9 protein-coding genes are annotated in these 12,977 nt (G+C 67.4%); 4 read left to right on the plus strand and 5 right to left on the minus strand.

Features of this window, described 5'->3' with window-relative positions:
- Window positions 1-6 precede the first annotated feature (6 nt).
- The 5 genes from ABT085_RS07835 to ABT085_RS07855 all read right to left on the minus strand — a co-directional run bounded on the left by ABT085_RS07835 (window position 7) and on the right by ABT085_RS07855 (window position 8,372).
- On the minus strand, window positions 7-3,930 hold the full coding sequence (locus tag ABT085_RS07835) for a CHAT domain-containing protein (protein WP_351603330.1): 3,924 nt from the start codon (window positions 3,928-3,930) through the stop codon (window positions 7-9).
- Complete coding sequence (locus ABT085_RS07840; protein ID WP_351603332.1) at window positions 3,927-4,778, minus strand: hypothetical protein; 852 nt, start codon at window positions 4,776-4,778, stop codon at window positions 3,927-3,929. Before ABT085_RS07840 ends, ABT085_RS07835 begins: the two co-directional genes overlap by 4 nt.
- Window positions 4,779-4,887: 109 nt before the next feature.
- Window positions 4,888-5,805, minus strand: a complete 918-nt coding sequence (locus ABT085_RS07845) for an AAA family ATPase (protein ID WP_351603334.1) — start codon at window positions 5,803-5,805, stop codon at window positions 4,888-4,890.
- Between the two features lie 8 nt (window positions 5,806-5,813).
- Window positions 5,814-7,082 (minus strand): toll/interleukin-1 receptor domain-containing protein, encoded by a 1,269-nt coding sequence (locus tag ABT085_RS07850; RefSeq protein WP_351603336.1) that lies wholly within the window; start codon window positions 7,080-7,082, stop codon window positions 5,814-5,816.
- Between the two features lie 42 nt (window positions 7,083-7,124).
- On the minus strand, window positions 7,125-8,372 hold the full coding sequence (locus ABT085_RS07855; RefSeq protein WP_351603338.1) for a hypothetical protein: 1,248 nt from the start codon (window positions 8,370-8,372) through the stop codon (window positions 7,125-7,127).
- 569 nt (window positions 8,373-8,941) lie between these two features.
- On the opposite strand from ABT085_RS07855, the gene ABT085_RS07860 reads away from it, so the two are divergent.
- The 4 genes from ABT085_RS07860 (at window position 8,942) to ABT085_RS07875 (ending at window position 12,351) form a co-directional block, all read left to right on the plus strand.
- Entirely contained in the window at window positions 8,942-9,175 is a 234-nt protein-coding gene (locus ABT085_RS07860) for a hypothetical protein (protein WP_351603340.1), read from the plus strand.
- 182 nt (window positions 9,176-9,357) lie between these two features.
- The gene (locus ABT085_RS07865) at window positions 9,358-11,094 is read left to right on the plus strand and encodes a phage tail sheath family protein (protein ID WP_351603341.1); all 1,737 of its coding nucleotides are present in this window, start codon (window positions 9,358-9,360) and stop codon (window positions 11,092-11,094) included.
- Window positions 11,095-11,102: 8 nt separating this feature from the next.
- Entirely contained in the window at window positions 11,103-11,624 is a 522-nt protein-coding gene (locus tag ABT085_RS07870; RefSeq protein WP_351603343.1) for a phage tail protein, read from the plus strand.
- A 4-nt stretch (window positions 11,625-11,628) separates the two neighbouring features.
- Window positions 11,629-12,351, plus strand: a complete 723-nt coding sequence (locus ABT085_RS07875; RefSeq protein ID WP_351603345.1) for a hypothetical protein — start codon at window positions 11,629-11,631, stop codon at window positions 12,349-12,351.
- The last annotated feature ends 626 nt before the right edge of the window (window positions 12,352-12,977 follow it).

Genomic DNA, 12,977 nt, shown 5'->3' on the forward strand with positions numbered 1-12,977 from the left:
GAGCGGTCAAGGGCCCAGGTGTACCGCTGCGGCGTATCTGTGCAGGTCTTGAGGGTCGCCGGCACGGATTTCCTGCAGAACCCGATGCAGGGCACGCGCCGCGTGCTCCGGACGCAGCCGCCCGGTGGAATCCTGGAGCACCTTGTAGAAGGATGTCGCGATCCGCACCGTCACCACGTCCTCGACCTGGCCCGACATGGCGATCACATGACGATAGCCCGCGGTCTGGAACGTCGCGGCGATCGTCCGGCCGCCGCTGTGGAGCGCCAGTTCGTCACCGGCTGTCTCGCACGCGGAGAGATAGGCCAACGCTCCGTCGGGGACGGCGTTCGGTGCGAGCTGTCGCCGTCCGAAGCTCTCGTGCGGCAGATGGAGCACGGGGGTCGCGCCGCGTACCCCGGCGTGCCCGGCGAAATGGAAGAACGCGTGATCGGCGAGGCGTGACGTGATCTGTTCGGCGGTCACCGCGGCCCCCTGGAGGAGTGCAGCGGTCGGAACGAGTTGTTGAATCCGATCCACCTCCACGTGCGCCGATGGCACGTCGTCGGCCGCGAGCACGACAAGCATGCGCTGCTCGGAGTCGTCGTGCGGGCGCCGTTGTCTGTGCCGCGCGGTCGTCAACGCGCGAAGGCTCGGCGTGTACGAATGGACCGCGTAGTCCATGGCCAAGCGGCCGGGGTGCCCGGCTGCGTGCAGGGGGAGCCCGGTGAACGGGCCGGTGGGGCACCACCAGATCCGGGGCAGGGCGTCTTCAGCCGCAAGGATGTCCGGACCGGTGCCGTCCAGCTCCCGTGCGGGTCTGCGGCTCGACCGGTCGGCCAGCCCCATGGCGTGCAGAACAGGGCCCACGGTGCTGTCCCAGAGCCATCGCAGTACACGCCAGGCCTCCGACGGCTCCCGCAGTGACAGCCCCCGGTACTGGTGAGCGGCGTCCCTCAACTCCGAGGGGTTTGTGTTCAAGGGCACCACCGACACACCCAGCCGCGTCACCAGGATGGCATCGCAGCGACGAGAGGACACGTTGAGAACGACCAGGGGCCCCTCGCTTGCCGCCGTGGTCAATTGATGGACGGGCTCATGCATGAAGAAGTCGGCGAAGCCCGACACGGCGCGGACGGCTTCCACGAGACGCAACATTCGGGCGCGGAGACCAGCCTTCGGCGGCAAGTACTGCCGGATTGCCGTGGGCAGGTGGAGGAACGCCCACTGCCACTGGAGTTCCGCGACGAGGTCGGGCGCGGCGTCATGGAGTCGTTCCCATCCGGCCGGGGAGTCCGGGTGCCACGCGGCCAGGACCATGCCGCGCTGTTCCAGGAGATCGAGCGCATGCTCCGGACGGTCGGCGTGAAGGGCAGAAGCTGCGGTCTCCCGGGTGAGCTGTTCCCACGATGTGATCAGCTCGTCGTGTTCCCTGCCGGACAGCAGCAGTACGGGTGCCAGTGCCTCTGTGGCCAGTTCGTGACTCCGGAGGACGTCGTCGTTCGCGTCGAGCCGAGTGGCCAGGCTGCCCCAGACGAGGAGGGCCTGGAGTTGTTGCAGCGGCTGGGTGGCCCTGTCCGCGGCTCTCTGGGCGTCCGCCGAGGCGGTACGCAGAAGCGCCCGCGACGCTTCGGGCGTGGTCGCGACAACGGTGGCCCGAGCCAGCAGCACATCCACGAGGGCGGACGCTTCGGAGGCGGCATGGAGCTCCTCGCTCTCCCTGAGGAGGGAGTCGAGCTGTTCGAGCACGTCGTCGTTGCGCTCTGCTGTGCTGCTCCGGTGTCGGTGTAGTTCGAGCAGGGCGGAGGCGTATCCGGCGACGAGGTGGTCCTGCCAGGAGGGGAGGTTGCGGAAGCGGGGCCGTTGCCAGGCTTCCTTGTACCTCTCGACAGCCCATGTCAGCTCGTCGGGGTTCCCTGTTGCCCGATAGACCAGCAAATGGCACTCGTTCTCCAGGAGAAGTGCGATGTGCCGGAAAGCGAGGTCCGCCGCGCCGTCCCGAATGTCGGCCAGGGTGCTGAAGGCCTCGTCGAGGTCGCTTCGAGCATCGAAGATCCGGAAGCAGTCGAGGCGACTGCGAGCCAGACTGGTCAGTGCCTGCACGCGCCATGGAGAGTCCATCGGCAGGGATTCAACGGCTTGCTCAGCGCTGGTGACGGCCTCGAAGAAGATGTCGATTTCCCGTGTCAGGACGAAGCGCAGGCCCTGTAGATCGGCCAAGGCCAGCTGCAGGCGGGCACGGTGGATGCGGTCGCCGCGAGGAGTGACGGAGACCGCCGAGCGGGCATGCATCAGAGCGCTGTCGAAAGCCTCGCGCGATCCGTCCGTCCAGAACTGCGCCAGACTTACCTGTGCGAGTACGGACGCCCGCTCGGCCTGGACGTCCTGGGCTTCCCGGGACGACTGGGTGAGCTGGGACAGGTGCTCGGCGCGGCGCAGGGCGCTGGGATCACCGGACGCTTCGTACCAGGTCACCAGGATCCGCGCCAGCGGCAGGGCGCAGACCTCTTCAGCGGCCTGCTCGACCACGGTCTCGTCGGCGAGAGCCATCGCCTTGCGCAGAGCACCGGGCTCCGATGTCGCGCTGTGGAGATCCGCATAGGCGGACAACAGCTCGGCGACGAGACGGCGAAAGTCGGGCCCGGTCCGCGCATGTCGACTCAGGGCGTTGGAGAGAGTCTCCACCGCCCGGTGCAGTTGGGCGAGGTCACCGGTGTGGGAGAAGAGAGCGCGTAGCGTGGCGCCGTGGACGATCGGGACGCGGATCGCGATGTCCGGGCTGGACACCTCGTACATGTCCTCGCTGATGTGCAGGGCCTGTTCGAGCGATCGACGGATGCCGAAACGGAGCCCGTGGAGATAGTGGGCCTCCGCCATGAGGGATCCGAGGCCGGGGAAGCCCTGCGGTTCGTAGCCGGCCGTCTCCAGTTGCCGGGCCAGGTCGACGGCCTCGCGCAACGACTCCCTCCTGCCTTCCTGGCGGAAGCGGTCGAGGAGGTCCTGCAGCGCAGCCGCCAGTCGCGGAACGTGCTCCTCCCGGACGCCGAGGCCGAGGAGATCGGTGAGTGACTCGGCGCTGGAAGCGGGGAACTCCGGGGCGGGAGGGAGGGGGCCCTCGATCGCGTAGACGTCTCCGGAGCCGGTGTGCAGGCGAAGCGGTCCACTGCCCACCTCGAGGCGCACCACGGCGCCGTTGTCGACCTGCACGAGGTCGGATCGGAAGGAGGTGACAACTTCGATGAGGCGCGGATGCGTGTCAGGGACGTGCACTGCCACGGCGCGTGCTCCCCGCACGTCTCCCAGCAACAGCTGTGTGCCCTCGCGCAGGACTCCGAGCCGGGCACGGCCCACGGCGGCGGCGATCGACGCGATGTCGGTGAGGGTCAGTTGCGGTGACGCACCGACATCGAGCGACGGGACGTGGGATCGGGACGCGTTGGCGAGACGCCATGCCGTAGGGGTCGATCGAGTCTCGGCAGGCAGACGATGCCAGGCTTCGGCGAACCAGCCGGCCAGCCCGGACCGGTTCTCCTGTACGAGGGCGTGCAGGGCGCGATTGAGCTCGCGCGTGGCTGTGTCGGTGTCGCCGGTCAGACTGTGCCAGGTGACCTGCTCCTCCAGGAGGAGCGCGGGGGACAGGTCGCGATGGTAGGTCTCGACGATGCCGAAGACTTCGTCCAGCGCCGGCTCGGCGTGCAAGGTCTCCACCAGGCCCACCCGGAGATAGGGAAGGCATTCGGGCAGGAGCGCGATCGCTTCCGGCGTGCGGGCGCCCACCCAGTCACAGAACCACAGATCGGCCTCTGCTCCGACATCCAGGTGCGGCCGGAGCTTCAGCCGCACGGCGCGGATCAGTTCGGGCTCGATGCGGGTGGCGAAGCTGAGCAGCCTGGCCAGTTCCAGTGCGCCGGCAGGCGGTGGCGGCGGCAGGTCGGGTGGCGGCTCACTCACGGCAGCCTCACCCCGAGCCGGCCCGGTCGGCTGCTGCGGTCCCAACTGACCAGCGGCAGTGTATTGGGCATCCATGCTGCCCAGCGATCGGCCGGGTAGGGCGAGAGGGCGACGGCGCTGCACCCGGCTCGTTCGACCAGAAGGGCGAATTTCTCCCATTCCTCTCGGGTGCCTCGTCGGGTGTGCCGGGCGGGACCGCCGAGTCCCAGATCCGACAGCAGGAGAATGCGCCTGCCCTTTTGCGGAACCCGGTACGTGGTGCGGGTCCAGCGTGCACCTGGTCCCGTACCTCGCTGGGGGGCGTCGGAGAAGTAGCCCACTTCGACCAGGGCGGAGCCGACCACGGCGCGGACGCGTGCCAGGATCGCATCCTGGTCGCGGCGAAAGAGCTGCATGCCTGCGCCGCGGTCGATCAGGACCTGGACGCCGTGGCGGAGGGTGGGCACCGGGTGGCGGGGCAGCGTGGTGACCGGGCGCCCGTGGGCGAGGGTGGCGATGAGCGCAGGGATGTCCACCTCGCCCTCGCACACCTGGCGGGAGAGCAGGGCACGGATGATGGCACTCGTCCACTGCGGGACGAGCAGGGGCAGGTGCGGCAGTGGAACCCGTGCGGGCGTCGGTCTGGCCAGCGGCTCGGGTGGTTCCTGCAGGGCTGCGGTGGGCTCGCTCTGTACCGGCAGCAGCAGCGGCAGCTCCGCCAGCAGGTCGGCCGACTGCTCCTGCTCCTGCGGCGCGCTCCAGTCAAGTGATGCGTCGTCGGCGTGGGAGTCCCCTGGGAAGGGTTGCGGAGCGGGAGTCCGTGGCAGGGGCTGTGCCGGCTGCGGGAAAGCGTCGTGGTGCGCTGGCATCGGCACATCGAAACCCAGCAGTCTGGCGACTTTCACACGTTCGTCGTCGGTCTCAGCCACCGTCAGTGCACGGGCGACGTCGCCGATCCAGATTCCAGGACGCACAGGGTCACCGTTCCGTCGGCTTGGCCAGCGTCAGACTGCGCAGCAGCTGCCAGTGCGGATGCCCTGGTGCGATGCCCAGCGTGCGACAGGCACGCAGTGCGTCCAAGTACTCGGCGGTGCTGGGCAGTCGCTGACAGTCGCCGACGCCGCTTGTTCGTACCTGCATCAGTTCGTCGGCGAGCGCGATGGCGACCTCCATCATTGCGTCGTCGATCTCGACACCCTCGTGTTGCAGGTGCAGTTGAGCAATGTGCACCAGGCTGTCGGGCGTCGGGCTGGGAAGGGTGAATGTGACGCAGCGTCGCACGAACGCCGGCGGCAGGTCGCGTTCGCCGTTCGTCGTGATGACGATCAGAGGTGCCTCGGTGTCGGTCTCGCGACGCACCAGTGTGCCGGTCTCCCAGACGGTGAACTCGTGCGACCCGAGGGGGACGAGCAGACTGTTGGGCACGTCGGGATCGGCCTTGTCGATCTCGTCGATGAGAACGACGGCGCCTTTCGTCAGTTCCCGTCGGTAGAACCGCTCCATCGGATCGTGGTGGTGGCGTGCACTGAGCAGGCCGCCACGGGTACGCGCCGACTCGGGCGCGAGCGACCACCAGAGCACACCGGGCACGATGTAGTCGGCGTCGTTGAGCCGGCCGCGATGCGCTTGGGCATCGGCGAGCCTGCGTACGCTGTCGAACGTCCACAGCAGATCAGTGGCCTGGGTCCGAGAAGTGACCACGTATTCGTAATATCGCAGATCGTTCTCGCGAGCCCAGTAGGGGGCCAAGGAGGACTTGCCCGATCCGGGATCCCCGCTCAGGAGCAACGGCCGGTTGGTGGCCACGGCCACCTTGATCGCCAGAGTGAGGTCGGCCGGCATGTCGTAGACCGTGCCGTCCCTCGAGTCGGGACCGTGTGAGGGAAGTTCTGCCACGAAGGCTCCTAGGACGTACCGGCGAGAAGTTCGGGCAGTTTCCGCAGGCGCAGATTGCGCAGTCGGGCCGTCTGCTCGTCGGAGGCGGTCAGCAGCGGCTGCAGCAGCACAGCGTTGGAGAAGCGGGCTTGCACCTGCGGATCAGGTGGTGCGACGCCGGTCAGCACCAGCACGATCAGCCAGGAGAACTCCCCGTGCAACAGCCCGACGGCCTCCGCGACAGCCATGTCGGGCGGATGCCGGTCCTTGATGACCAAGTAGTGCGTCCGCGTCTCGAGATCGTCCGGGTACCAGCGGTCCTCGACGGTGTCCGCGTCGAAGAACTCCTTCCACACCGCGTCCTCCCAGGACCGAAACCGCTCGCCGACCCGGTCCTCCCCGGTGGGCAGGGTCTCGACCGACCGCGTCTCGAACCCCAGATGGTCGTCACACGTGGCCCGCCGTATGTAGTCCTCGGCGGTCTCTCGTTTACGGGCATTGAGCAGCAACGTCATTTCGTGCGGCCGCTCGCCGGGGGAGGGGAGCACCTTGCGGGCGGCCTCCTCGCTCACCCAGGTGGCCGTCAAGGCCGCGACGAGCCGGCGGATCGTCTGGTCCTGCAACGAGGGGGCGAGCGCCTTGAGCGCCTGCTCCATCCGCGCGGGAGGAGCGACGAGGAACTGATGGGCCAGGAAGAGGCAGCCGCCGGAACCCGAGTCGATCTCCGGCAGATGCACGCTGTCGATCTGGAGTATCCTGGCCGCTTTCGCCAGCATGCCCGGGTTATTTCGTGCCTCCGCCAGATACTGACCCAGCTGTTCCAGCCACGCGCTCATCGGGTCTTCGCGTGTCGCCTGTTCGGGTAAGTGGGTGAACTGATCCAGAACTTGATCGGCGAGCGCCTGGGCGTCATGCGGCTCGCCCTGTCCGGTGCGGGCGAACTGGATCGGCCGCAGTTCCTCCAGTCCGGCCTGTTTGACGGCGCCGGTGCCCAGATCGCCCACCAGGACAGGAACGATGAGCAACGGAGCCCCGAGCGCCCTGCGCCACATCAGGATGTTGACCTCGCGTCGTACCCAATGAGACTTCAGCGCCTTGTCATTGAGCAGGACGACCGCAGCGTCGCAGCGCGCCAGCCAATCGACGATCTCGGGATGCCACTCGGTGCCGGGCGGGAGCCCTGTCTGGTCGAGGCGGGGTGTGTGCCCCCTTTCCCGCAGTCCCTTCTCGATGCTGCACAGCACGGCAGCGGCCAAGGTGTCGCCCTTGGCGCTATGGCTGATGAACACGTCCCCCACGGACAGATTGTGATCCAAAGTCAGCTCTGGTGAAAGCCACTCTCACAAACCGGCGTCGAACTCAGGCTTGGCGACCGTGATCCGCCACCTGCGGAGCTCCTCGGTGAGTGTCGCCTCGGTCCGCACGACCAACGCGCGGAAGGCGACGGCGAGGTCGGGTCCCTCCGGCTCCTCCATCAGCCTGCGGAGCGTGTTCTCGTGCCCCAGCAGCTCCTGTCGGGCCTCGTGATAGGACGCGGCCAACCGCTGGCCGGCGAGGAGGTTCTGCACGGCCAGCACCGAGTTGCACAGGGGCGCGAGACCGGCGGCGAGGACGGCGATAACGGCCGCTGCGGTCGACGGCGCACGCCCGTCCCGGACCACGCCGAGCACCACGGCGTACGAGACGGCCACCGCGACAGCGCCAAGTGCCACGCCCTTCGCGACCTTGCCGAGCACGCTCTCGGTGCCCTCGCTCTTCTCCGCGGCCAGTTCCATGTACAGACGCTGGCGCCTGATCCGGTAGGCGAGATACGTCCGCATCCGCTCACCGAGGTCGTCGCAGGATCCGGCGACGCCGTCGCTCGCCCGACGCCAGACCTCGTCCTGCCAGTACCGCTCCGCGCCGTCCGTATCCCGCTCGGCAAGGCGGGCGAAATCATCCAGCTCCGCGGCACCGGCCGCAGCTAGCAGTCCGGTCCGGGCATCGCGAATACGTCCGGTCTGCTGCGTGGACCGTCCCAGGTAGGGGCCCACCCCGGCAAGCAGGAGGAACATCTCCCTGCGGAACAGCTCGGCCCGGATCCGGCTCGCGACCCATGCTTGGGAGGGCTGCTGCTCGGACCACACCGTCCAGACCAGCCACCCCAGAAGCAGACATTCGGCCAGCACCAACCCGAGACCCAAGTCGTCACTGTGCTGCAGGAACACCGTTTGAGCGGTCAGAAACAGGACTGCCAGCAGGGGCAGCGTGGCCAGCCGGATGCCGATCGCCCGAAACCGCCCCTGTTGGTCGACCGGACTCTCGGCCGCCGGTCGCGGCACGACATTCGTGTAGTCGATCGGCCGGCGTATGTCGGCGGCAGGAGCCCACTGCTCCCGCCGGCTTCGACTGTCACGACGCCGTCGCCGGTGCGCGCATGCACGACCCAGCAGGTACCCGTGGTGCAGGAGCACCAGCAGCCATGCCGCGACAACTGTCGGCAACACCACGATCAACACCGGCAGCCGGCTGAGACCGGTCGCCGCCCACCACCCCGCCAGCACGACAGTAGCCCCGACAACGACCTGAATACGCCGGACCGTTTCCATGCCCCACCTCACCCCCATGCGAGAGGTGACGGTACCCGACAGCGGACATGCCGCACCGGAGGTTGGTGTCGTCCAGCACGAACAGCAGCCGCGAGACAGGGATGGCGCCCGAGCGCACGCAATCCTCCTGCCCCCGGTCGGAAGACTGTCTGCTGCGTCGCCCGCGCCGATGCCGCCTTCGCGCTAGCCGCGCTCGCAGTACTTCTTGGCCGGGCCGCGGATCTTGCTGCAGGCTGCCTTTCCCTGCGCGGTCACGGGCAGCCCGCCCACCGACCCGTCCCCCTCTCGGCTGCCAGCCGAGCAGCATCCAGCCGGACGCGGCCTGCAGTGACGTGCGGCCCCGGATCCGACCTGTCCACGCATACTCCTGAGCACCTGCAGGCCGTCGACACCGAGCTCAACAGCCGTCCACGCAAATCGCTCGGCTGGGCCTCTCGCCCCATCGGCCGGACCGCTGCGGGCGCTGTGCACGTTCAGCCGTGTCTACCTGTGCACGTCGGGCTGTGCGCCGGCACATGGACGACATTTGCCGGTGGTCGGTGTCTCCGGCGTCGCGCAGCATGATGTTCGTGCTCCTTGCAGCCCTGGTCTTCAATGGTCTGGGGATTTCCGGGCGGCTCGACTCCCGCGACGACACCTTCGGCGAACACGGCTTTCGATCGTGGGCGGCGGTGGCGACCTTTTCGTTCGCCGTCTGGGTCGCCCTGCTCGGCAGCGGAGTTGCCGCAGCCCGTGGACTGCCCGAGTCCTGGCGGGGCGGGGCGGCGTCTCGAGGATGGCGGCTGGTCGGCCTAGGAACATGACACTGGCGAGTGGAAGTCCTCGCAGAGCGAACCGGTGGACCGCATCGGCGGTCAACGCCGTGATCTGATCGCCGAGTGGTGTCAATTGTTGTTTGCATCCGTGACGGCTGCACGGGTATGCGAGCGGATCGGTCGATGAATGACCCGGGAGGACGTATCCGGGCAGGAGGAGAGGGGCGCTCATGCCTGTAAACACCACCTATCCCGGCGTCTATATTGACGAGGTGAAGAGCGGGGTCCGGACCATCACTGGTGTTCCGACCTCGATCGCCGCGTTTGTGGGCTATGCCCCACGCGGACCTGTCGACCGCCCTGTGCACATCACCGGTTGGGCTGACTATCAGAGCAATTTTGGTGGTTTGCATCCAGAAAGCGCCATGAGTTACGCCGTCTATCAGTTCTATCTCAACGGCGGCAGCGAGGCCGAGATCGTCAGAGTGGTTGGCGACTCACCTCTCGTGGACGTACCCGTCGGCCGCTCGCAGGGGGCAGGCGGCAGAGTTCGCGCCCTCGGCCCCACCCCGGAGTCCGGCGAGGAGCCCGGTGAGTCTCCGGCGGTCGCCGACACCCGCACCGCCTCCCCGGGGCCGCTTTCCTTGAAGGCCGCCAATCCGGGCTCGTGGGCGAGAAGCCTGCGGACCCGGGTCGACTATGACACCTCGGAAGAAAAGACCACGTCGGACCACGAACGCACGCTGTACAACCTGACCATCCGGGACACGGGCACCGGTGCCGAGGAAAGATATCTCAACGTCAGCATCGACAAGGACAGTCCGCGGAACCTCTCCCACCTGCTTACCGCGTCGCGACTGGTTCAGGCACCGATTCGGCCTGTGCAGGAACTGCCTGGCAAGAATGACGAGCCGAAGACACAGGGAGCCGACCCATTCGCCGACCCTGAGCCGACGCGCGACGGACAGCCCCCTGCGACGTACAGCAAGCCGGAAGACGGTGGTGGACAGGACGACGTAAAGCCGACACTTGCGAGTTATACGAGCGGCGAGGTGGAAAAGGAGGGAATTTTTCAACTGCGGAAGTCCGATATCTTCAACCTGCTGTGTCTCCCGGGCTGTCATGACGAACTTGACGGATCGGCGGCGCAAGAGCTTCAGGCGCAGGCGTTGCGGCTCTGTATCGAACGGCGTGCTGTTCTCCTGGTTGATCCGCCTCCTGCATGGTGTCGGCCGGAGGGGGGCGGCCCCTTGTCCGTCGACATGGTTGCGAACCCGCCTGTACCTCCCGAGGGGCTCCTCGCTGCGGGGGACGACACGAAGAACGCGGCGTTGTACTTCCCACGTGTCATCGCGCCGGACCCGCTGCGGGAAGGCGCCCTCAGGGCGTTTCCACCCTGCGGCGTGATGGCCGGCGTCCTCGCGCGGACCGACCTGCAACGAGGCGTGTGGAAGGCCGCGGCCGGCACGGATGCCTCGCTCAACGGTGTCAGCGACCTGGAGGTGCTGCTCAGCGATCTGGACAATGGCCGACTCAACCCACTCGGCATCAATTGTCTGCGCCGACTGCCGGCTGTGGGACCGGTGGTCTGGGGGGCGCGGACCATGCGCGGAGCCGACCGGCTGGCCGACGAGTGGAAGTACCTGCCGGTACGTCGACTTGCCCTCTTTGTGGAGGAAAGTCTCTTCCGTGGGACGCAATGGGTCGTGTTCGAGCCCAACGATGAGCCGCTGTGGGCCTCCATCCGGTTGAATATCGGGGCGTTCATGAATTCGCTGTTCCGCGCGGGTGCCTTTCAGGGGCGAACCCCGCAAGAGGCATACCTCGTGAAGTGTGACCGGGAGAACAATCCGCAGAACGACATCGATCGCGGGATCGTCAACGTCCAGGTCGGGTTCGCTCCGCTCAAACCTGCGGAATTTGTGATCGTGCATATTCAGCAGCTTGCCGGCCAGACCCAGGTATAGGAGGACTGATGCCGGAAGTCACGCGCCGGGACCCATTCAAGAACTTCCGTTTCCGGGTGAAGTTCAGTGGATCCACGGAATATATCGCAGGGATCAGCAAGGTCAGCGGCTTGAAGCGGACCACCGAGGTCATCAAGCATCGTGACGGCGGTCATCCGGGCAGCAGTCACAAACTCCCCGGCCGGACCGAGTACGAAGCCATCACGCTGGAGCGGGGCTGTACCACCGACACCGTGTTCGAGGAGTGGGCCAACAGAGTGTGGAGCCTGCGCAACTCGGTGGGAGGCTTGGAGACGTCTCTCAAGGACTTCCGCCGAGATCTGATCATCGACGTGTTCGACGAGGGCGGTCAGCAGGTGATCTCGTACTCCGTACACGACTGCTGGGTTTCGGAGTATCAGGGTCTGCCGGACCTGGACGCCAACGCCAACGGTGTCGCATTCGAACACATCAAACTCGAACATCACGGCTGGGTGCGGGAGCACACCAACCCGCCGCAGCCGACCCAGTTCAGTGATACGGCAGGCTGACCCGATGAGGCGGGAGCTGACCGAATGGCAACTGCTCGACATGTGGGAGGCAGGCCACCGGCAGGCACCGCCTGCCCGGGCTCTTCTGCTCGCGGCGGCGGTGGCACCGTCCGGCGCGACGGTTGCCGACCTTCCGCTGGCGGAACTGAAGGCGCTTCAACTGGACCTGCGTGAGCGTTCCTTCGGCACCGTCTTGCCCTGTGTCACCGACTGCCCCGGCTGCGGCGAGTCTCTCGAGGTCTCGGTCATGACAGACGAACTGCGGGCGCCCGGACAGCGAAAGGCGCCGGGCGACGGGCCTGAGCTGGGGACGCTGCACGCCGAGGGCTGCAAGGTCACCTATCGGGCGCTCACCGGGCGTGATCTGCTGGCGGTGCACGGCGCGTCAGGGAAGGTGCGGCGCACGCTGCTCCGGCGCTGTGTGGTCGGTAGCGAGCCTGCTGACAGTGATCTGCCGGACGTGGTCCTGGAAGCGCTCGCGGAGCGGTTGGCTGACCACGATCCGGGCGCCGACACAGTCCTGTCGCTCACGTGTCCACACTGCCGTCATGCCTGGACGGCCGCCCTCGACGTGGCCGAGCACCTGTGGGCCGAGGTCGAAGCGTATGCACGACGACTCCTCTACGAAGTGCACGCGCTGGCCCGGGCATACGGTTGGTCGGAGGCCGACGTCCTCGCGGTGAGTCCCCTTCGGCGCCAGTTCTACCTCGGGGCGGCAACCGGATGAGCGACTTCGTGGGACGGTTGCTGCACCAGCCAGGCCCCAGGCTGCGACCGCTCCTGCCCAACGTCTTCGACACGGCGGTGCCGCGCCTTGGGACACATGACGATCAGGGCATGCCGACATACGAGGAGGACATGACATGGGCCCCCGCCGTTCTGCCGGCCGATGTCCTCACTTCGCTATCAGGGCCACAAGGCGGCGACGCACGACCGCCGTCCGCAGCAACAGGCTTGGAACAGGAGCACGGCCCAAGGACCGAGCCACCGGAGCCTGGTCCTGACACGGGACGGCGACCCGGGACAGTGGTGGAGCCTAAGCGGGATCCATGGTCGGTGCCTGCGACAGACAGTGCCGGCGCACACCAGCCCAATCCACCAGGTGTGTTGCACAGAAAGGACGTCACCGAGATCGATCCGGCTCCCGGCCGCGGTGGCGGCGAGGGCCTCGGCGACGACGGGCATCTGCCGTGTATGCCAGTCCAGCAGCCCGACTCCACCCTCGCACCGGACACCGGCCGGAGTGCTGAGCGCGATGAACTGCACGGTCACAGCCCCGAGGCAGGACGTGAATCACTGACCACTCCCGCCCGGGAACCGCTCGTCGGGCCGGGCACGGACGTCATGTCCCGG

This window comes from Streptomyces sp. NPDC002265 (assembly GCF_040296125.1).
Lineage (GTDB): Bacteria > Actinomycetota > Actinomycetes > Streptomycetales > Streptomycetaceae > Streptomyces.